This window comes from Antiquaquibacter oligotrophicus, assembly GCF_020535405.1.
Taxonomy (GTDB): domain Bacteria; phylum Actinomycetota; class Actinomycetes; order Actinomycetales; family Microbacteriaceae; genus Rhodoglobus; species Rhodoglobus oligotrophicus.
Genome location: NZ_CP085036.1, coordinates 741,170 through 760,347, shown reverse-complemented (window position 1 = coordinate 760,347; position 19,178 = coordinate 741,170). Strand labels below are relative to the sequence as shown.

The 19,178-nt window shown below is 66.5% G+C and carries 21 protein-coding genes and 1 tRNA gene; 17 read left to right on the top strand and 5 right to left on the bottom strand.

Annotation, left to right across the window (positions count from 1 at the left end; genetic code table 11):
* Window positions 1–327, bottom strand: a complete 327-nt coding sequence (locus LH407_RS03775; RefSeq protein WP_322132628.1) for a hypothetical protein — start codon at window positions 325–327, stop codon at window positions 1–3.
* A gap of 89 nt (window positions 328–416) precedes the next feature.
* On the opposite strand from LH407_RS03775, the gene LH407_RS03770 reads away from it, so the two are divergent.
* The 8 genes from LH407_RS03770 to LH407_RS03735 all read left to right on the top strand — a co-directional run bounded on the left by LH407_RS03770 (window position 417) and on the right by LH407_RS03735 (window position 8,073).
* Window positions 417–1,424: a 3-oxoacyl-ACP synthase III family protein gene (locus LH407_RS03770; RefSeq protein ID WP_322132629.1), complete on the top strand. Its 1,008-nt coding sequence runs from the start codon at window positions 417–419 to the stop codon at window positions 1,422–1,424.
* A gap of 70 nt (window positions 1,425–1,494) precedes the next feature.
* The gene (locus LH407_RS03765) at window positions 1,495–2,469 is read left to right on the top strand and encodes a hypothetical protein (RefSeq protein WP_322132630.1); all 975 of its coding nucleotides are present in this window, start codon (window positions 1,495–1,497) and stop codon (window positions 2,467–2,469) included.
* Between the two features lie 65 nt (window positions 2,470–2,534).
* Entirely contained in the window at window positions 2,535–3,296 is a 762-nt protein-coding gene (locus LH407_RS03760; RefSeq protein ID WP_322132631.1) for a glycosyltransferase family 2 protein, read from the top strand.
* Window positions 3,293–4,426, top strand: coding sequence for a cytochrome P450 (locus LH407_RS03755; RefSeq protein WP_322132632.1), 1,134 nt, complete (start codon window positions 3,293–3,295; stop codon window positions 4,424–4,426). Before LH407_RS03760 ends, LH407_RS03755 begins: the two co-directional genes overlap by 4 nt.
* Entirely contained in the window at window positions 4,423–5,907 is a 1,485-nt protein-coding gene (locus tag LH407_RS03750; RefSeq protein WP_322132633.1) for a class I adenylate-forming enzyme family protein, read from the top strand. The genes LH407_RS03755 and LH407_RS03750 overlap by 4 nt, the downstream gene beginning before the upstream one ends.
* Window positions 5,904–6,797 (top strand): NAD-dependent epimerase/dehydratase family protein, encoded by an 894-nt coding sequence (locus tag LH407_RS03745; protein WP_322132634.1) that lies wholly within the window; start codon window positions 5,904–5,906, stop codon window positions 6,795–6,797. Before LH407_RS03750 ends, LH407_RS03745 begins: the two co-directional genes overlap by 4 nt.
* 29 nt (window positions 6,798–6,826) lie before the next feature.
* Window positions 6,827–7,159, top strand: coding sequence for a Cd(II)/Pb(II)-sensing metalloregulatory transcriptional regulator CmtR (gene cmtR / locus LH407_RS03740; protein WP_322132635.1), 333 nt, complete (start codon window positions 6,827–6,829; stop codon window positions 7,157–7,159).
* Window positions 7,159–8,073 carry a cation diffusion facilitator family transporter gene (locus LH407_RS03735; protein WP_322132636.1) on the top strand — a complete coding sequence of 305 codons (915 nt, stop codon included), beginning with the start codon at window positions 7,159–7,161 and terminating at the stop codon, window positions 8,071–8,073. Before cmtR ends, LH407_RS03735 begins: the two co-directional genes overlap by 1 nt.
* A gap of 10 nt (window positions 8,074–8,083) precedes the next feature.
* Here the strand turns inward: LH407_RS03735 and LH407_RS03730 are convergent, their stop codons facing one another.
* Entirely contained in the window at window positions 8,084–9,325 is a 1,242-nt protein-coding gene (locus LH407_RS03730) for a cytochrome P450 (RefSeq protein WP_322132637.1), read from the bottom strand.
* Window positions 9,326–9,342: 17 nt separating this feature from the next.
* On the opposite strand from LH407_RS03730, the gene LH407_RS03725 reads away from it, so the two are divergent.
* Window positions 9,343–9,972 (top strand): TMEM175 family protein, encoded by a 630-nt coding sequence (locus LH407_RS03725; RefSeq protein ID WP_322132638.1) that lies wholly within the window; start codon window positions 9,343–9,345, stop codon window positions 9,970–9,972.
* On the opposite strand, the gene LH407_RS03720 is transcribed toward LH407_RS03725, so the two are convergent.
* The gene (locus LH407_RS03720) at window positions 9,966–10,472 is read right to left on the bottom strand and encodes a MarR family winged helix-turn-helix transcriptional regulator (RefSeq protein WP_322132639.1); all 507 of its coding nucleotides are present in this window, start codon (window positions 10,470–10,472) and stop codon (window positions 9,966–9,968) included. The genes LH407_RS03725 and LH407_RS03720 overlap by 7 nt on opposite strands.
* Window positions 10,473–10,657: 185 nt before the next feature.
* Between LH407_RS03720 and LH407_RS03715 the strand changes: the two genes are divergently transcribed.
* From LH407_RS03715 to LH407_RS03685, 7 genes are all read left to right on the top strand, one after another.
* Window positions 10,658–10,729 (top strand) — tRNA-Gln (locus LH407_RS03715).
* Window positions 10,730–10,756: 27 nt separating this feature from the next.
* Entirely contained in the window at window positions 10,757–11,179 is a 423-nt protein-coding gene (locus LH407_RS03710; RefSeq protein WP_322132640.1) for a DUF1622 domain-containing protein, read from the top strand.
* Between the two features lie 4 nt (window positions 11,180–11,183).
* Window positions 11,184–12,617: a bifunctional UDP-N-acetylglucosamine diphosphorylase/glucosamine-1-phosphate N-acetyltransferase GlmU gene (gene glmU, locus LH407_RS03705; RefSeq protein ID WP_322132641.1), complete on the top strand. Its 1,434-nt coding sequence runs from the start codon at window positions 11,184–11,186 to the stop codon at window positions 12,615–12,617.
* 40 nt (window positions 12,618–12,657) lie between these two features.
* Window positions 12,658–12,927, top strand: coding sequence for a type II toxin-antitoxin system Phd/YefM family antitoxin (locus LH407_RS03700; protein ID WP_322132642.1), 270 nt, complete (start codon window positions 12,658–12,660; stop codon window positions 12,925–12,927).
* Window positions 12,909–13,304: a PIN domain-containing protein gene (locus LH407_RS03695; RefSeq protein ID WP_322132643.1), complete on the top strand. Its 396-nt coding sequence runs from the start codon at window positions 12,909–12,911 to the stop codon at window positions 13,302–13,304. The genes LH407_RS03700 and LH407_RS03695 overlap by 19 nt, the downstream gene beginning before the upstream one ends.
* A 57-nt stretch (window positions 13,305–13,361) precedes the next feature.
* Window positions 13,362–14,339 (top strand): ribose-phosphate diphosphokinase, encoded by a 978-nt coding sequence (locus LH407_RS03690; RefSeq protein ID WP_322132644.1) that lies wholly within the window; start codon window positions 13,362–13,364, stop codon window positions 14,337–14,339.
* The gene (locus tag LH407_RS03685) at window positions 14,336–16,039 is read left to right on the top strand and encodes a long-chain-fatty-acid--CoA ligase (RefSeq protein ID WP_322132645.1); all 1,704 of its coding nucleotides are present in this window, start codon (window positions 14,336–14,338) and stop codon (window positions 16,037–16,039) included. The genes LH407_RS03690 and LH407_RS03685 overlap by 4 nt, the downstream gene beginning before the upstream one ends.
* A 4-nt stretch (window positions 16,040–16,043) precedes the next feature.
* Here the strand turns inward: LH407_RS03685 and LH407_RS03680 are convergent, their stop codons facing one another.
* On the bottom strand, window positions 16,044–16,418 hold the full coding sequence (locus LH407_RS03680; RefSeq protein ID WP_322132646.1) for a hypothetical protein: 375 nt from the start codon (window positions 16,416–16,418) through the stop codon (window positions 16,044–16,046).
* Window positions 16,419–16,474: 56 nt separating this feature from the next.
* Between LH407_RS03680 and LH407_RS03675 the strand changes: the two genes are divergently transcribed.
* The gene (locus LH407_RS03675) at window positions 16,475–17,719 is read left to right on the top strand and encodes a low temperature requirement protein A (protein WP_322132647.1); all 1,245 of its coding nucleotides are present in this window, start codon (window positions 16,475–16,477) and stop codon (window positions 17,717–17,719) included.
* Between the two features lie 10 nt (window positions 17,720–17,729).
* Here LH407_RS03675 and gndA read toward each other — a convergent pair whose 3' ends face one another.
* Window positions 17,730–19,175, bottom strand: a complete 1,446-nt coding sequence (gene gndA / locus LH407_RS03670; RefSeq protein WP_407650633.1) for an NADP-dependent phosphogluconate dehydrogenase — start codon at window positions 19,173–19,175, stop codon at window positions 17,730–17,732.
* Window positions 19,176–19,178: the final 3 nt, after the last annotated feature.

Sequence of the window (19,178 nt, the reverse complement as noted above, 5' to 3'; positions counted from 1 at the left end):
CTAACTCAGCCCGAGGGTCGCGCGATACTGGCGGACCGCGTCGGCGATGGCATCGACCTCGGCGCGCTGGTCTTCGCTGAAGCGCGTAGGGATCATGCATCCCTGTGCTTCGGCCTGCACGAGAAGTTGCTGACCGCAGGGGCTCGGGTGCTCGGCCACCTCCACGCGCGAGATGAACGCCGCGTGGAAGCGGTGGCTGCTGGATTGTGTGAACACGTCCAGGACCCCGTCGGAGAACTGGGCGACAACGAACCAGCCAGCGGCGGTTCCCGCGCCCCCGGGCGCGCCACCGATGGCGCGAATCGGCGTGCGTGAATCTTCAGTCATGATTCCGTTGTAGCGGCGCACTGCCACCTTGTCTCCGGGCGAAGCGTGCCAGGGCACTACCCTGCCACGTGAGCGCGTAGGCTCACTGCGTGCGTGCTGCGTCTGCCCGAATCTCCGGGATCGGGGTGTACCTGCCCGAGAAGACGCGGCCTACGCGTGAGACCGAAGCGCGACTCCGAGAGTCCAACCCCCGACTTCGGCTTGCGACGGGGCTGATCGACCGGATGACGGGTGTGACGTCGGTCCACGTGCGGCCTGACGACTGGCAGACCTCGGACCTCGCCGCCGCGGCATCCACCGTCGCCCTCGAGGAGTCGCCCGGGGAGATCGATCTGCTCCTGTTCGCGAGCGCCAGCCAAGATCTCATTGAGCCCGCCACCAGTCATATCGTTGCCGCAAAGCTCGGGCTGACGTGCCCGGTCATGGACATCAAGAATGCGTGCAATTCGGTCATCAACGCCATGCAGGTCGCCGAAGCGCTCATCGCCACCGGCCAGTACCGGCGGGTCCTCATCGCGAGCGGCGAACAGCCATCGCACGCGGTTCGGTGGCAGCTGCGAGACCACGAGCAGTTCATCCGTTCGTTCCCCGGTTACACGATGAGCGACGGGGGAGCGGCGGTCATTATCGAGAAAACGGATGACCCGGGGCGGGGCATCCTCGACTCGAGCTTCCATGCCGTCTCGCGTCACTGGGATATCGGAACTCTGCCAACGGGCGGTTCGATGAACCCTCGCGACCCCGACGGGTCATATTTCGACATGGACGGCGCGGGGCTCCAACGTGCTTTTCTCGAGCTCGGCCCCGAGCCCGTTCTGGAAATACTCGAACGCAATGGCCTCGGTTGGGACGATATCGATCTCGTCGCGATCCACCAGGTGGCCGCCCCCTACCTCCCTCCGATCCTTGACAGGCTGGGCGTCGAGGCGAGCAAGATCGTCGAGACCGTGGCCGATCACGGCAATCTCGCTTCGGTGACGTTGCCCCTCCAGGTACAACGAGCACGACGTGACGGACTTCTGCCCGACGGGGGTCTTGCCCTGCTCATAGGGCTTGCGGGCGGCATCAGTCTCGGCCTCATGCTCGTCCGCGTATAGGTCACCTGCTAGTTTGGTGTGAATCTCACGCACCTGATGTGAATTTCACGTACCGAAAGGGTCCGACGCGATGTCCGCACGCCGAACCACTGCACGTTTCTCTCTCGCTCTCGCACTTGTCGCCTCCTTCGCCGTCGGCGGGGCCGCGGCGTCCGCTTCCGCTGCCGGTGAGCCCGATGGCCTCTACTCCACGTCGTCCCCCGGCGAAGGGGCGGCCAACGGATTTGTTCAGCTCGATAAGACGGATGCGACCGCCACACCCGTCGGCCCCGTCAGCGACACCTACTTCTTCCTCTCCGTCGAGGTCGTGAACGGTCTGGGTTACGCGATCGGCTACGAAGCCGACGCGGAGGATGCCCCCTTCCAGGTCTTCACGTGGGACATCACGTCCGGCGCGGTTCTCACGGCCGTCGTGGCCACCGCGCCGATCGACGGCGAATTCTCGCTGGAGGCGCTCGACACCACCAACGCCGGTGTGCTGCTGACCTACCTGCAGTCCGGTGACATCGAGTGGCTCGCCTCCATCGACCCCGCCACTGGCGTTGTCACCCCGCTCGTCGACCTCGACACCGCGCCCGACGGCCGCATCTTCGAGGGCATCGCGACGAACCCGGTCACGGGTGTGACCTACCTCCTCGCCGACTACGACGATGGAATCCCCGCCTACTCTTCGATCGACATCGCGACCGGCGGCTTCGGCGAGTCGGTCTTCTTCCCGCAGTTCGCGGAGACGCTGGGTTCGGGCTGGTTCTCGGAGGGTGACTTCGACGCAACCGGAACGCTCTGGTTCACCTACAGTGGCGACGTGGGCGTCGCGCGCACCGACGGCCCCGCCGAGGTCGGTGTGGACGCGGTTGAGCTCGGTGACCCCGACATCGTCAGCAAAGCCATCACGATCGGCCAGACGGTTGTCGCTCCGGCCCCCGCGCCCGAGCCGCAGCTGGCCGCGACCGGCTTCCCGGTTGCCCCGGTCGTCGGCGGAGCCGCAGTGCTCCTCGCCGCCGGACTCGGAATGATCGTTCTGCGTCGACGGGCCACCGTCTAAAACGCTTAGTCGAAGCGGCACCCACCTCTCGGGGCGGGTGCCGCTTCTGCTATTTTCGGGGAGTCATGAACGGGTCCGAGCAGCTCGCAGTCGTCGTCCCCGTGTTCAACGAGGCGACGGGCATCCGACCGACACTCGAGGCGCTCGCCAGCCAGAAGGACCAGGACTTCTTCGTCGTCTTCGTCGACAACGGTTCCACGGATGATTCGGCCGAGATCATCGCGCGATTCGCGAGTGAGCGCGACCTCCCGTGGCACGTCATACAAGAGTCGCAGAAGGGTACGGGTGCCGCAGCCGACACCGGCATGCGCGAGGCGATCGCCCGCGGAGCAACCATGCTCGCCCGCACCGACGCCGACTGCCTGCCGCGGGAGGACTGGACGGCAGCTGTACGCAGATCCCTCACGACGGGCGGCCTCCAGCTCGTCGGCGGAGAACTCGTTCCGCGTCACGACGAGGGGCTCGCCTGGACAACTCGGGTGCTGCTACGGGGAGCGGTCCATCTCGCCGAAGCCTTCGGGCGCATCCGCTCCGGAAACCGTGACGCCGCCTACCTTGGTCCGTACATGATGGCTGCGGGGTGCAACGTGGGCATCAGGGCCGAGCTCTACGTGGCCGCCGGCGGCTTCCCCCGTACGGCGATCGAGGATCTCCACGAGGATCGTGCGCTCGTGAACGCCGTGCGCCGACTCACGAAGAAGTACGCTCGCCGATCGGATGTCGTCGTCTACGGCTCATCGCGTCGTGTGCGGGCCTGGGGGCTCAAGAACACGCTGCTCTGGTACAAGGACCACCAGTACCGCCCCGACGTCGTGGATATTCGGTGAGCACGACGTGGGAGGAGCGTGTGCTTCGCGCCGCGCATCCCGTCGCCGTTCCCGCCCTGCGAGCCTCTCGTCGGCCGGTGCAACGCATCCCGAGGCTCGGAGTGCTCGTGCGCGATGCCGCGGTGTTGCGCTCGGTGCTCATGGACTCCGATCACTTCTCCAAGTCGGGTCCTGGCGCACCGAGCGATCTGTGGACACCCGTTCTTGGCCCGGCAGTCCTCCTGAACATGGAGGGTGCAGACCACCTCGCCCTGCGCCGCAAGCTCGGGCCGTTGTTCTCCCCCTCCTACGTCGATCCGCTCGTCGCTCGATCCCTGCCGAGCGCGGCTCTTACCGAGCGTCTCAGACGCGGAGAGACAGTTGACCTCGTCGCCGAAGCGAAACGCAACGCGAGCATCATGATCAGTCAGCTCGTCGGGTTGCCTGTCGATGAGGTCGATGACGCCTTGTTCGAGCGTGTGTCCTCGATCACACGATTTGTGAGACTGTCCCGCCCTCGCCTCACCGAGACTCAGGCGGCAGCCGCGCGACAGATCCTCGCCGACCTCACGACCCATGCGCGTGCCGCGTGGCGCGAAGGCGACGAGTCGACCGTTCCGGGGCGCATGCGAGGTCTCGGCCTCGGCGAAGAGGAAGCGATGGGCGCCGTCGGGGCGTTTGTGCTCACCGGTACCGAGACGCTCGTGTCGTACATCCCGCGCCTCATCGCGTTGCTCGTCGACACGGGATGGATGCCGCGGCTCGCGAACGACGCCGCGCTCGTGGAACCCGCCATCGCCGAGGGACTGCGAGTGACGACACCCTCGCCCGTGATGCTCCGGAGTGTTGTCGCGGAGACGAGTATCGAGGGGGTTTCCGTCCGGGTCGGTGACCGCGTCATCCTCGCGACCTTCCTCGCCAACGCCGCGGCGGGCGCATTTGATCCGATCGGCAATCCGGCCGCGAGTCTCAAACAATTGTGGTTCGGTGCCGGTTCGCACTTCTGCCTCGGTGCGCCGCTCGCCATGGCTCAGACGCGCGCGACTCTGGGGGCCCTGCTCGATGCGGGACCCGTCCGAATCGTGGAGCGGCGTGCCGCCCGTGGTGTGCTCATCCCGTCGTACGCGAGCCTTTCGGTGACGGCGGCATGACCGACATCCTGCGCGCGCTCCTCGACTCGTGCGAGCGCACCCCGACGGCCCCCGCCCTGACGTTGCGGAGGACGACACTCCGCTACGCGGACCTGCGTGACCGCGTTCTCGGCGTGGCATCCTCCCTCAGCGAGCGCGGGCTCGTTCCGGGCGATCGGGTCCTATTCTCCGTGCGGCCGGGACTCGATGGCATTGTCCTCGCGCTCGGCATCATCGCCGCCGGCGGCACCGTCGTTTTTGCCGACCCCGGGGCGGGCGACACACTGTTCCGTGCTCGTGCGCAACTCGCCGCCCCGCGATGGATCGCAGCGGAATCCCTCCTGTACGCCGTATCGTCGGGGCCGCTGCGTGGGATCGCTCGGCGTCGCGGCATCGACCTGCCCGACTACGCGGCCATCGTCCCGGATGCTCGGCACCTCTACAGCGGACCGTGGCTGCCCGGGGTGCCGAAGTCAGCGGTGGCGCTGCGGCGGCTGTTCCGCGGGTCGCCCGGCGTTGTCGTCGCCGACCCCCACGCCGAGGCGTTGGTGATCTTCACGTCGGGAACGACCGATGCCCCCAAGGCCGTAGTCCATTCGCGCACGTCACTCGGCACCGGCCTCGACGACTTCGCTCAGGCCGTGGGCTTCGTCGCTGGCGAGCGAGTTCTCACTGACCAACTCATGGTGGGCATTCCCGCTCTCATCGCGGGCGCGCACTGGGAACTGCCTCCGCCGGGCCTGGATCCCGGAGCCCGTCCCGAGCGTTACCTCGGGCTGCTCCCGCGCGCGGACGTTCTGTTCGCCGTGCCGGCGGCACTCGACGCGCTGCTTCATCTGCTCGAGTCTCGGCCCGAGCTCACGCCGCACCTGCGTGCCCTCGTGATCGGCGGCGCGCCCGTCCTCCGGCCTCTCCTGGAGCGCGGGCGAAAGCAGCTCCCTGGCACGGCAATCCGCTGTATTTACGGCATGACGGAGATCCTGCCCGTCGCGATCGCCGACGGTGACGAGAAGCTCGAGTACACGGGGGCGGGTGACTTCGTTGGAACACTCGCGAGCTCGGTGAGCGCGAGCATCCGCGACGGGGAACTCGTCGTCTCCGGCCCTGGGCTCGCCGACTACCTCGATGAGCCTCTCGACGAGCTCGCCACGGGAGACCTTGCTCGCCTCGAGGGAGAGCGTCTTGTGCTCGCCGGGCGGAGCAAGGAGATGTTCATCCGCGGCACGACCAACGTCTACCCGGGGCTGTATGAGCCAGTGATCGCGGGGCTCCCCGGTGTCCGTGCTGCCGCCCTTGTGGGCATCCCGAACCAGATAGGCGACGACGAGCTTGTGTTGGCGGTAGTGCTCGACGGCGCGACGGTCGACGCGGTGAGGACCGCGCTGCCGGGGCTCATCGATGCCGCGGTACTTCCGGATCGGATCGTCGAACTCGATGAGCTGCCTACGGCCGGGCGCAGCGCCAAGCTCGATCGCGACGCGCTCGCAGAGGCGCTGCGATGAGGATCGCGGTTACGGGGGCGAGCGGCTTCGTCGGCGGTGCCGTCGCGACCGCCCTTGTCGCACGCGGACACGACGTCACGGGTTTCGGCCGGAGGCCTCACGGTTGGCGCGGCACCTACGAACAGTGGGATCTCGCGCACGGTCCGCACCGCGGATCGTTCGACGCGGTGGTCCACAGCGCTGCCCTCGCCGACGACTGGGCGCCCCTCGGCGATGCCATGCTCGCCAATCGCTTAGGCACCCGCAACGTCGTGACAAGTTTTCCCGGAGCCAGGCTCGTGCATATCTCGACATCGAGCGTGTACGACGCCTTCGGGCCGAACGTGCGATCAACCGAGGATGAACCGATTCCGACACGCTTCCTCAGTTCATACTCCGAGTCGAAGGTCGCTGCCGAGCGCGAGTTGCCGACCGATGCCGTCATCCTCCGACCTCACGCCGTGTACGGACCTGGCGACACAACCCTCCTCCCGCGCATCCTCGAGGGGATTCGCGGTCGTCGGCTGGTCCTGCCGGAGGGCGCCCGGGTGCGGCACACGCTCACCCACATCGACAACCTCATCCACGCCGTCGAGCTCGCTCTGCGCGGGCCCGCCGGTGTCTACAACGTGGGCGACGACACCGAGGTACTGCTCTCCGCGGTGCTCGGCGAGTTTCTCTCCCGACGCGGACGACCGGATGTCACGATCACGAGCGTCCCGTACCGCGCTGCTTTCGCGGCGGCGGGAGCCCTGGAGCGAGCCGCGCGTCTGAAGCGCACGAGGCCGCCCATCACCCGCTACGCAATCAGCCAGGTCGGTCTCGAGCGCACCTTCGACCTGAGTCGCGCCCGTGACCTGCTCGGCTACCGCCCCGGCCCCACCTCGCTTGCCGGAGCGGAGGACTGGTAATAGTACAGTCGCGGCTGTACCGTTAAAGCATGATCACCGTCGCGACGCGTCTGGACGCCATGCACCGGCTCGGTCGAGCGATGGCCGATCCAACGCGGTCGCGGATTCTCCTCCGGCTGCTGGATGCCCCCGCCTACCCCGCGGCGCTCGCCGAAGAACTGGGACTCACGAGGCAGAACGTGTCCAATCACCTCGCGTGCCTTCGGGACTGCGGCATCGTTGTCGTCGAACCGGAGGGTCGCCAGTCGCGCTACGAGATCTCGGATCCGCTCATTGCCCACGCCCTCAGCGATCTCGTCCAGGTGATCCTGCAGGTCGACGAGAACGCCCCATCGCACGAGCCAAATGCGGAGTGTTGCTGATGAGTCACGACCACGATCACGGGGCGGCGGCATCCGGTCGCGGGCGCCTCGCGATCGCGCTCGCGATCACCGTGACGGTGCTCGTCGCCGAGCTCATCGGTGCCGCGCTCACCGGCAGCCTCGCGCTTCTCGTCGATGCGGCACACATGCTCACGGATGCCGGGGGGCTCGCGATCGCGCTCGTGGCAGCATCCCTCGCCTCCCGCCCGCCGACCGCTCGCCGCACGTGGGGGTGGGACCGCGCCGAGGTGCTCGGTGCGACCGCGCAGGCGGCGCTCCTGCTCGCCGTAGGGGTGTTCGTCGTCATCGAGGCGGTTCGCCGCTTCTTCGAACCCCCCGAGATCGTGGGCAGCGAGTTGGTGGTGTTCGGTGTGATCGGTCTGCTCGGCAACATCGCCGCGATCATTGTGCTCGCGTCGGGTCGGACCAAAAACCTCAATATGCGCGCGGCGTTCCTCGAGGTGTTGAACGATGCGCTCGGCTCCGTCGCCGTGATCGTGGCGGCCGTTGTCATCCTTGTCACGGGGTTCCAGCTCGCGGACGCGATCGCGGCGATCCTCATCGGGGCCCTCATCGTGCCGCGAGCGATCATCCTTCTGCGTGACGCGACCAACGTGTTGCTCGAAACGACACCGAAGGGACTCGATCTGGAGTCGGTGCGGGAGCATCTCCTCGGTGTTCCCCACGTCATCTCCGTTCACGATCTCCACGTCAGCCAGATCGCGACGGGGCTACCCGTGCTCACCGCTCACGTCGTGGTCGACGATTCGTGCTTCCACGACGGTCACGCGCCGATCATGCTCGACCAGTTGCAACGCTGTGTCGCCGAACACTTCCCCGTGCAGATCGAGCACTCGACGTTTCAGCTTGAGCTTGCCGCGCACGGTGAGCGCGAGCATCCGACCCACGATTGAGGCCGGGGCGCTACTTCGCGATGACGAGGCTCTCGTACGCGGGAATGAGAACCTTGCGCCCGTAGCGACGTGAGACAACCCTGAACGGCCGGCCGTCACCCACCAACAGGTCGACGATCGCGTTCAGTTCGGCACGCGCGAGCGGTCCGCCGAGGCAGAGGTGGCGGCCGGCCCCGAACCAGAGCTGGCGATTCTGCGGAATGTAGGGGCGGTCGACACGATAGTCACCGGCGAGATTGTTGGCGGTCCACGTCAACACCATGATGCGCTCGCCGGCTTTGAGGGTGCGCCCGCCGAGTTCGAGGTCGGCCATTACCGACCGTCCGATGAGCGGTGCGGGGGACGTCACTCGCAGGGCCTCGCGCACCGCGTTCTCGCGCCACGCGGGATTCTCGATGAGCCGGTGCTGCTCACCCGTGTCGTAGAGCAGCGCGGCGGTGCGCGCCATTGCCGACGCGGCGGTCTCGGTGCCGGCGACCATGAGCAGCGTCGAGAGACCCTTCGTTTCCGTAAGGCTCAATCCGATGTCACGACACCGACCGATGATGGTGTCGCTGGATGCCGTGGCGAAGGCATCACCGATGTGTCCCGTGAGTCGTTCCACGATCGTTCGCGCGGTCGCGATCTTGTCGGGCGGGAGCACGGTATCCGCGGTGGTGCCGAGCGCGATGGATGCGAGCTCCTCGCCGGTCTCGAAGATCTCCCGGTACGCGGCATCCCCCCGACTGGCATCAACGGGGAGGCCGAGCAGGGTGACAACCATCATGCCGACGAGCACACGGCTGAGGTCGGCGAGATCCAGTTCTTCGCCGGACTCGAAAGCCGCGCGGGCCTCGTCGAGCCGCGTGCCCCAGGCGTGCCTCACGAAGTCGGTGCTCGTGCGCTCGGTGAAGAGTTCGCGACTGCGCGTGCGGAGATCGTAGTGTCCTGGACCGTCGAAGAGGTCGTAGACCCAATCGCCGAGGATCTGAGCCCACAGGTGGCCGACACCACCCTCGCTGAGCAGAGTGAAGTGTTCTGGGTCATTGAGCACCGCGCGCGCGGTGAGCGGGTCGGCGGTGATCCAGCCGAGACTCGGAACCTTCAGGAGCGGACGGGCGAGCATCCCGAGCCAGTTCAGATACGGCAGTGCCGGGCGTGCTGCGCTCAGGAGGCGATGTTCGTGAGCGCGTGCGCTGCGTCCGAAGCCATCGAGCACGGGGTTCAGCACACGGCCGCGTTCCGGTGCGACAAGATCCTCGGCTACGGGCACCCCGCTAATCTAACCGGATGGAGGACGTCCGCTCGCGCTATAAGCGCATCTTCGACAACGGCAGCGATACCGACCGCATGGTCTTCTTCAGCGATGCCGTCTTCGCCATCGCTATGACCCTCCTCGTGATCGATCTCGCGGTCCCAGAGGATCGCCACGGCACCGCGGGGGAGGTGCTGCTCAACCTGTGGCCGAACTTCCTCGCCTATGTGCTCTCCTTCACGATCATCGCGATCAACTGGCTCGGGCACTACCGACGGTTCCGTGTCATCAAGACTCACGACTCCCGGCTCATGCTCCTCAATCTCACGCTCTTGTTTTTTGTCGCGCTCCTGCCCTTCCCGACGAGCTTGCTCAGTTCGTACAGCGGTGAGGCGCCCGCCGTTGTGCTGTACGCGTTTGTTGTGGGGCTGCTGAGTGCCCTCCAGTGGGCGATGTGGGAGTACTCGTACCGCAAGGGATTCGTCGACCCTTCCGTGGACGACGGACTCTTCCGCTGGGTGCGCCTGAATCAGCTTGTGGTGCCGGTCGTGTTCTGGACGTCGATCCCGATCGCGATCTTCTGGGACGGCGGGATCGCGATGTGGTCGTGGTTCGCGCTGTTCCCGCTCAACATCATCGTCGGCAGCTTGTCGCGGCGTTACTGATCGTCGGCGACGTCGAAGTCGAGGCTCAGCTTTCGCAGGAGACCACTCAACCGCTCCTGCTCCGCGCTGGTCACGTGCACGAGAAGTTCGGCTTCCGCGTCGAGAAGGGTGCTGATCGCGGCATCCACCCGTGTGCGCCCACTGTCGGTCATCTGCACGAGGATGCCGCGGCCGTCGTTGGGGTCGGTGCGCCGCTCGACGAGGCCTCTCCCCACGAGCCGATCTATGCGGTTGGTCATGGTGCCGCTGGACACGAGCGTCTGCTGCAGGAGTGCCTTGGGGCTCAGCTGATACGGGGTTCCCGCTCGCCTCAGCGCCGAGAGCACATCGAACTCCCACGGCTCCAGGTCGGACGCCGCGAATGAGGCCCGACGGGCACGCTCGAGGTGTCGCGCGAGCCGGTCGACGCGGCTGAGTACCTGGAGCGGCGAGAAGTCGAGGTCGCTGCGCTCGCGCGACCAAGCGTCGACGATGCGATCCACTTCGTCATTGCTGGTCATGGGTCAATTATCTCGACATCGAGCTATTCGCGGGAGCCGGAGGTGGTGAAACTCTGACGTGCGGGCGAGTCACCACTTACGTTGCGGAGGATGACACGCCGCCGCGGCACGCGGCCGCGGGCCCGGGCCTGCGCGCCATCCTCCGCACTGCGTCTGGCACACTTGTTGAGCGCCCGCGAGCGCAATCCGTCTTGGTGTAATGGCAGCACGACAGCCTTTGGAGCTGTTAGGTCTAGGTTCGAGTCCTGGAGACGGAGCAACACAGGAGCAACCGGGGGAGCGCGATGGAGGTCTTCTTCGAGACGGTGACGCGATCGTTCGAGGTCGCGGGAGTCGCGGCGATGGTGGTGGGCTTCGTGGTGTCGGTGGTTCTCGGCATCCGCACCTGGCGTCGGTCTCGCGACGGACATCGTGCCTTCACGACTCTGCGAGATTCGATCGGCCTCTCGATACTTCTCGGTCTCGAGATCCTCGTGGCCGCCGACCTCGTGCGCACCGTGACATCGACGCCGAGCCTCACGGATGCCGTCATCCTCGCGATCATCGTGCTCATCCGCACCGTGCTGAGTTTTTCGCTCCAGGTGGAGATCGAGGGTGTTGCCCCGTGGAAGCGCGCGCTCATGACAGCCCCGCAGCAGATCGTCGCGCGCGCGGCATCCCGATCGGCGCGCGAGCGTGCCGACGCCGAACGCGAGAAGGAAGAATAGCCGCATGACCGATCTCAATCTCGCCGTCGTTGTGCTCGCCGCAGGGCAGGGCACTCGCATGAAGTCCCGTCGACCGAAGGTGTTGCACTCCCTCGCCGGCCGCAGCCTCATCGGTCACGTGCTTGCCACGGCTGGCGAGCTCTCACCCCGTCACGTTGTTGCGGTCGTCCGCCACGAGCGTGATTCAGTGGTGGCGACGATCTCCGACATCATGCCCGCTGCGATCATCGTTGACCAGGACGAGGTTCCGGGCACCGGTCGAGCGGTAGAGGTGGCATTGAGAGCACTCCCGTCGGACTTCGATGGTGACGTCGTTGTCGTCTCCGGCGACGTCCCGCTGTTGGACTCGGCAACCCTTCTCGGGCTCGTCGGGGAGCACCGCTCCGCCGCAGCCGCGGCCACGCTTCTGAGTGCCGTGATGGAGGATGCCACGGGCTACGGACGTCTCGTCCGCTCCGCCGACGGGGCTGTCGACCGCATCGTCGAGCAGGCCGACGCCGCCGACGAGGAACTCGCGATCCGCGAGGTGAACTCCGGTACCTACGTGTTCCGCGTCGCCCCTTTGCGCGAGCAGTTGGCCGCGGTGACGTCGGCGAACGCCCAGGGGGAGAAGTACCTCACCGATGTCGTCGGGTTGCTGCGGGCATCCGGTGCCATCGTGTCTGCGGTTCCCGTTGACGAGGGTTGGCGGGTCGCTGGTGTGAACGACCGCGTGCAACTCGCGGAGGCGGCCAGGCGCATGAATCAGCTCATCGTGCAGCGCTGGCAGCGCGACGGGGTGACAGTGCAGGATCCGGCGACCACGTGGATCGATGCCGACGTGACCCTCGCTCCGGATGTCGAACTGCTACCCGGTACCCAATTGAAGGGCGCGACTCTCGTGCAGGCTGGTGCGACCATCGGCCCCGACACGACGCTCGTCGACACGGAGGTCGGCGAGGATGCGGTCGTGCGGCGCACGGATGCGACGCTCGCCGTGATCGGGCCGCGTGCAACGGTCGGCCCCTTCGCCTACCTGCGCCCGGGTACCTATCTCGGCGCGGACGGCAAGATCGGCACCTTCGTCGAGACGAAGAATTCGACGATCGGCGAGGGCAGTAAGGTGCCGCACCTGAGCTATATCGGAGACACGACCGTCGGCGAGCAGTCGAACGTCGGCGCCGGCACGATCACGGCGAACTACGACGGCGTCAACAAATCGGCAACCACCGTGGGCTCGCACGTGCGGACCGGATCGCACAACGTCTTTGTCGCTCCCGTGACGATCGGTGACGGCGCCTATACGGGAGCGGGCACCGTCGTCCGCAAGGATGTGCCGCCGGGCGCTCTGGCGATCACGGCAGCCTCCCAGCGCAACATGCCCGGCTGGGTCGCGGCGAACCGCCCAGGCACGGCGGCCGCGAAGGCCGCTGAGGAGGCTGAGCGCGCGGGCGAGTGACGATGTAGCACATGTGCTGCATCGCGCGTAGGCTGTGGGTGTGGACACCGTCGGACTTCGTGAGCTCAAGCAGAATCCGAGCGCAGTGGTGGCGCGCGCCGAGCGCGGCGAGACCATCACCATTACCGTCCAGGGTCGGCCCGCCGCGCGCCTCGTGCCCATCGAGGTAACGCGGCGGCGTTGGGTCCCGGCGGACGAACTCGCAGCCGCACTCGCCGAAGTTCCCGCTGATGCAACCGGCTGGGCCGAGGAAGCGTATGCCATCCGCGATGGCGACCCGCTCGTTGACCCGTGGCAACGCTCCTCGTGATACTTCTCGACACGAGTGTGCTCATCGAGCCCCCGACCCGCTGGCCGGCACCCGTTCTCGGTTCCAGCTCCCTCTGTCTGGCAGAACTCGAGTTCGGCATCCACATGGCGCGTACCGCCGCGGAACGTTCGCAACGAGTCCGGCGGCTGGCGGTGTACCGGGACCGCTTCGAATGGATTCCCTTCGAGCGTTCGGATGCCGCGAGCTTCGGAATCGTGGCCGAGCGTGCGGCCCGCACTCGACCCGGTCACGCCAGGAGCACGGACATCCTGCTCGCCGCCCAGGCTCTCACACTCGGCGTGCCACTCCTCACGCGTAACGTGAAGGACTTCGCCCTCGTCGCGGACCTCGTCGAGATTCTCGACGGGAACGTCTAGCGCCAGCACCATAGAATTACCCCCGGTAGACGCCGTCGTGGGCAGGAAGCAGGCATAGTGTCCGAGATCAAGATCTCCGGTGAGAAGCGACTGGTGATCGTCACCGGTCGAGCCCACCCCCAGTTGGCGAAGGACATCGCCGCAGAACTCGGCTCGGACCTCGTGCACACGGATGCCCGTACCTTCGCCAACGGCGAGATCTACGCTCGCTACGACGAGAGCGTGCGCGGCTGTGACGCGTTTGTCATCCAGTCGCACACGAGCCCCATCAACGAGTGGCTCATGGAGCAGCTCATCATGGTTGATGCCCTCAAGCGCGCATCCGCGAAGCGCATCACCGTGGTCAGCCCGTTCTACCCGTACGCGCGTCAGGACAAGAAGGGTCGCGGGCGTGAGCCGATCAGCGCGAGGCTTGTCGCCGACCTCTACAAAGCTGCCGGCGCCGACCGCATCATGAGCGTCGACCTGCACGCCGCCCAGATTCAGGGGTTCTTCGACGGTCCAGTCGACCACCTGTTCGCGATGCCCGTGCTGCTCGAGCACTTCCAGCGCAAGCTCGACCCCGCCACTCTCACCGTGGTCAGCCCCGACATGGGGCGGGTGCGTGTCGCCGACATCTGGAGCGACAAGTTGGGCGCGCCGCTCGCGATCATCCACAAACGTCGCGATCCGCTCGTTCCCAACCAGGTCACAGTTCACGAGATCGTCGGCGAGGTTGAGGGGCGTGTGTGCCTTCTCGTCGACGACCTCATCGACACGGGCCGTACCATCGTGAAGGCCGCCGAAGCTCTCAAGGCAAACGGAGCGACCAACGTTGTTGTGGCCGCAACCCACGCTGTGTTCTCGCCGCCGGCCGTCGACCTCCTGCAGAGCGAGGCCATCGACTCTGTTGTGGTCACCGATACGCTGCCGATCCCGGAGGAGAAGCGCTGGGATCGCCTCGAGGTGCTGCCCATCGCGCCCCTCATCGCGCGTGCTATCCACGAGGTCTTCGACGATGGATCGGTGACGTCGATGTTCGACGGTGCTGCGTGAGCCAGTACACGCCGCCTCGTCCGTGGATCTCCTCCTACGCGGAGGGTGTTCCCGCTGAGGTCGAGGTGCCCGAGGGGTCGCTGTACGACCTTGTCGCGGCATCCGGCGTCGAGTTCGCACCGAACGTCGCCCTCGAGTTCTTCGGTCGCACCACCACCTACGCGGAGTTGCTGGAGCAGATTGATCGCGCCGCGGAGGGGCTTCGGCTGCTCGGGGTGCAGAAGGGCGATCCCGTCGGCCTCGTGCTGCCCAACTGCCCGCAGCACATCGTCGCCTTCTACGCGATCCTGCGTCTCGGTGCGATCGTTGTCGAGCACAACCCGCTCTACACTCCGCGTGAGCTCCGCCACCAGTTCGAAGATCACGGTGCGCGCGTCGTCATCGCGTGGGACAAGGTGGTCGCGACCATCCAGGACTTCCCGACGGATGTCTCGGTCGAGACCATCATCTCCGTTGACCTCACACGTGCCATGCCGTGGCGGACTCGCGCACTGCTGAGGCTGCCGATCGCGAAGGCCCGCGAGTCCCGCGCGGCTCTCACGACCACCGTGAGCGGCACGATCCCGTGGGAGGAGCTGCTGCGCTCCGACCCGATCGCGAGCCGCATCATCCGCCCCGTGTCGACGGATGTCGCGCTCATCCAGTACACCTCGGGCACAACCGGTCACCCCAAGGGTGCCACCCTGACGCACGCGAATCTCCTCGTGAACGCCGCGCAAGCTCGAGCCTGGGTGCCGACGGTCGCGCGCGGAACCTCGGTGGTCTACGCCGTACTGCCCATGTTCCACGCGTACGGGCTGACGCTGTGCCTCACCTTCGCGATGAGTATGGGTTCGCGTTTGGTGCTGTTCCCGCGATTCGACCCGGACCTCGTGCTGCCTGTCATCAAGAAGCATCCGCCGACGTTCCTTCCGGCGGTGCCTCCCATCTACGAGCGACTTACTGCGGCGGCCGACGCCAAGGGCGTCTCGCTGAAGGGAATCCAGATTGCCATCTCGGGAGCCATGCCGCTTTCTGCCGCGGTTGTGGAACCGTGGGAGGCGCGCACGGGCGGTTACCTCGTCGAGGGCTACGGCCTCTCCGAGACGAGCCCCGTGCTGATGGCCAACCCGGTCGGGCCCACGAGGCGGGCGGGCACCGTTGGACTGCCCCTCCCAGACACCGAATTGCGAGTCGTTGACCCCGAGAACCCCGCCGTCGATCGCGCTCCCGGGGAGGAGGGCGAGCTGCTCGTCCGGGGTCCGCAGGTCTTCAGCGGGTACTGGAAGAAGCCGGAGGAGACGGCTGCCGTGTTCGCCGACGATCCTGCCGGTGGTGCGCCCTGGTTCCGCACGGGCGACATCGTCACCATCGATGCCGACGGGTTTGTCTCGATCGTGGACCGCATCAAGGAGCTCATCATCACGGGCGGTTTCAACGTCGCCCCGAGCGAAGTCGAGGAGGTCGTGCGCCGGCATCGATCGGTCGCGGATGTCGCCGTTGTTGGTCTGCCGAGTGAGCATTCCGGTGAGGACGTTGTGGCGGCCGTGGTGCTCGTGCCGGGCGCCGAACTCGATGAGGAGGGCATCCGGTCCCTCGCGCGCGAGAATCTGACGCCCTACAAGGTGCCGCGCCGCGTGGTGGTGGTGGATGAACTGCCGAAGTCACTCATCGGCAAGGTGCTCCGCAAGAAGGTGCGCGACTCGCTCCTCGCCGACTAGCGCGTTACGTGTTGTCGACTGGGCTCGAAGGAAAGCTAACCCCGCCGGGAATGATGCCGAGTGGTGCCAGCAGTGTTTCGGTGCCGTCGAACGCCGTGACGTAGCAGTTCCAACCCATCCCCGCGGCACTCGCGAATTCGAACCGTGCAGAGTTCGATACCGAGCTCGGAGCGTAGAGCGCCGTGTAGACGTTGCACGCCGAGGCCGCGGTGCGCGATGCGGTGCCGAGTGTCACGATGATGCCGGGCAGGATGAGCGCGACCAGTCCCACCAGCACAACAACACGCAGGATCGCCCGTTGGCGATTGCCGCGGAGGGGGCGTTCGTGCGGCTCGTAGCCCGCGAGTTCCGGTTCGTCATCGTCGCGGCGGTCGTCCATCCGCTCATTCTCGCACCGTCATCACGGCACACCCCGAGCGGTGGCATCATGATGCGATGAGCGTGAGCGAGCCGAAGCCGACGCGTCACCGACTGGCCCGTATGGCCGGCCGCGACCCCGGGGAGCGTCACCGCGCGGCGACGCCGCTCGAACTGCTCTTCGACCTTGCCTTTGTTGTGGCTTTCGGTCAGGCGGGCGACCAGTTGGCGCACGCGATCGCAGCCGATCACGTCGGTACGGGTATTGCGGGGTTCGCCTTCGCGCTCGGCGCGACCTGCTGGGCGTGGATCAACTTCTCGTGGTTCTCCTCGGCGTACGACACCGATGACTGGCTCTACCGCGTGCTGACCATGGTGCAGATGATCGGTGTTGTCGTTTTCGCTCTCGGACTCCCGGAGATGTTCCACTCGCTCGAGGAGGGGCACACCATCGACAACGGGGTCATGGTGGCGGGTTACGTCGTCATGCGTGTCGCCCTCATCGCGCAGTGGTTGCGAGCGGCACGGCAGGATCCCGCGCGTCGACGCACGGCGCTCACCTACGCCGTGTGGGTCGGTGTCGCCCAGGTTGGGTGGATCGTCCTGTTGGTGCTTCACACGAGCCCGGCACTGTTCTTCGTCGCGGCGATCGCACTATTTGTCGTCGAGGCCACGGGCCCCATCGTCTCCGAGGGGCGCACGAGCGGAACACCGTGGCATCCGCATCACATAGCGGAGCGCTACGGTCTGCTCGCGATCATCGCGCTCGGTGAGGGCGTGATCGGCACCGTCGCGGCCGTGTCCGGTTTTGTGCAGGAGGACGGGTGGTCTGCGGATGCCGTCATCATCGTGACGGCGGGCATCGGGTTGACCTTCGGTCTGTGGTGGATCTACTTCATCGCCCCTGCCGGTGAAGTGTTGTCACGGCACCGCGAACGATCGTGGGTGTGGGGATACGGCCACGTTCTTGTCTTCGCGTCCATTGCCGCGACCGGTGCTGGGCTGCACGTCGCCGCGTACGTGGCGAAGGGGGAGACGGATGCCGGTTCCCTCGGTGCGACGGCCGCCGTGGCCATCCCGGTCGCCGTCTACCTGCTCGCGATCGTGGGGCTCGATCTCTGGCTCGTCAGGACTATTCCGCGCTTCAAAGTTGTCCTTCTCGCGGTCGCGCTCATCGTGCTCGCCGGTGCCGTCGTTCTCGCGGCGCTCGGCGACCCGCTGAGTGTGAGCCTCCTGATCGTCATGCTGGCGCCCGCGATCATGGTCGTCGGGTTCGAAATTCGAGGGCACCGGCGAAACGCCGATGCCCTCGAGGTGGAGTAAAGCTGCGTGACTAGTGCGAGTCGACCGCTTCGATTTCGCTGCGGTCACCCGACCACAGCGTGTGGAAGGTGCCCTTCTTGTCGACGCGCTTGTAGGTGTGCGCACCGAAGAAGTCGCGCTGACCCTGAACGAGTGCCGCCGGCAGGCGGTCGGCGCGGAGGCCGTCGTAGTAGGCGAGCGAGCTCGAGAAGGCGGGGGCCGGGATGCCCGCGTAGGCGGCATCGGCGACAACCTTGCGCCACGCGACCTGTGCCTTCTCCATGACGTCCACGAAGAACGGTGCCGTCACGAGGGCCACGAGGCCCGGGTTCTCGGCGTAGGCCTCGGTGATGCGGTTGAGGAAGCGAGCGCGAATGATGCATCCGCCACGCCAGATCTTGGCGATCTCACCCTTCTTGATGTCCCAGCCGTACTGCTCGGCGCCAGCGACGATGGCGTCGAAGCCCTGCGAGTAGGCGATGACCTTGGACGCGTACAGTGCGAGGCGCACACCCTCGATGAAGGCATCCTCGTCCTGGGCGCGGAAGGCGTTCTCGTCGGGACCGGGAAGGGCGGCCGCGGCATCCCGCTGCGCCGGCTTCGACGAGAGCGAGCGCGCGAAGACGGCCTCGGCGATACCCGACACCGGGATGCCGAGGTCGAGCGCGGTCTGCACGGTCCACACGCCGGTGCCCTTGGAACCTGCCTGGTCAAGGATCACGTCGACGAGCGGCTTGCCGGTGTCGGCGTCGACCTGCTTGAGCACCTCGGCGGTGATCTCGATGAGGTAGCTCTCCAGCTCGCCCTTGTTCCACTCGGCGAAGATCTCCGAGATCTCGGCGGGGCTCTTGCCCGTGCCGCGACGGATGAGGTCGTAAGCCTCGGCGATGAGCTGCATGTCGGCGTACTCGATGCCGTTGTGGATCATCTTGACGAAGTGTCCAGCACCGTCGTGGCCGACGTGGGTGACGCAGGGCTCGCCCTCGGCGACGGCGGCGATCGACTTGAGGATGGGGCCGAGGGTCACCCACGACTCATCCGATCCACCCGGCATGATCGACGGGCCGTTGAGCGCGCCCTCTTCGCCGCCGGAGATTCCCGCACCGACGAAGTTGATTCCCGTCTCGCGCACGGCCTTCTCGCGACGGATGGTGTCGGTGAAGAGCGCGTTGCCGCCATCGACGATGATGTCGCCCGGCTCGAACACCTCCGTGAGTGCGTCGATCACGGCATCCGTGCCCTTGCCGGCCTGCACCATGATGATGGCGGTGCGGGGCTTCGAGAGGGATGCTGCGAACTCCTCGTAGGTGGAGGCCGGTACGAACTCCGCCTCGGGGTGCTCGTCGAGAAGCGTCTGCGTCTTCTCGTACGAGCGATTGAAGATTGCGACGGTGTTGCCCTCGCGACTCGCGAGGTTGCGGGCGAGGTTCGATCCCATCACCGCGAGCCCAACAACACCAATGTTTGCCTGTGACACGTG

Excerpts from the sequence above, each read along its gene's own strand:
- LH407_RS03735 (WP_322132636.1), top strand. The coding sequence starts at position 7,159 with ATGAGTCACGACCACGATCACGGGGCGGCGGCATCCGGTCGCGGGCGC.
- LH407_RS03775 (WP_322132628.1), bottom strand. The coding sequence starts at position 327 with ATGACTGAAGATTCACGCACGCCGATTCGCGCCATCGGTGGCGCGCCC.
- LH407_RS03765 (WP_322132630.1), top strand. The coding sequence starts at position 1,495 with ATGTCCGCACGCCGAACCACTGCACGTTTCTCTCTCGCTCTCGCACTT.
- LH407_RS03760 (WP_322132631.1), top strand. The coding sequence starts at position 2,535 with ATGAACGGGTCCGAGCAGCTCGCAGTCGTCGTCCCCGTGTTCAACGAG.
- LH407_RS03710 (WP_322132640.1), top strand. The coding sequence starts at position 10,757 with ATGGAGGTCTTCTTCGAGACGGTGACGCGATCGTTCGAGGTCGCGGGA.
- glmU (WP_322132641.1), top strand. The coding sequence starts at position 11,184 with ATGACCGATCTCAATCTCGCCGTCGTTGTGCTCGCCGCAGGGCAGGGC.
- LH407_RS03750 (WP_322132633.1), top strand. The coding sequence starts at position 4,423 with ATGACCGACATCCTGCGCGCGCTCCTCGACTCGTGCGAGCGCACCCCG.
- LH407_RS03745 (WP_322132634.1), top strand. The coding sequence starts at position 5,904 with ATGAGGATCGCGGTTACGGGGGCGAGCGGCTTCGTCGGCGGTGCCGTC.
- LH407_RS03680 (WP_322132646.1), bottom strand. The coding sequence starts at position 16,418 with ATGGACGACCGCCGCGACGATGACGAACCGGAACTCGCGGGCTACGAG.
- LH407_RS03720 (WP_322132639.1), bottom strand. The coding sequence starts at position 10,472 with ATGACCAGCAATGACGAAGTGGATCGCATCGTCGACGCTTGGTCGCGC.
- LH407_RS03675 (WP_322132647.1), top strand. The coding sequence starts at position 16,475 with ATGAGCGTGAGCGAGCCGAAGCCGACGCGTCACCGACTGGCCCGTATG.
- cmtR (WP_322132635.1), top strand. The coding sequence starts at position 6,827 with ATGATCACCGTCGCGACGCGTCTGGACGCCATGCACCGGCTCGGTCGA.
- LH407_RS03725 (WP_322132638.1), top strand. The coding sequence starts at position 9,343 with ATGGAGGACGTCCGCTCGCGCTATAAGCGCATCTTCGACAACGGCAGC.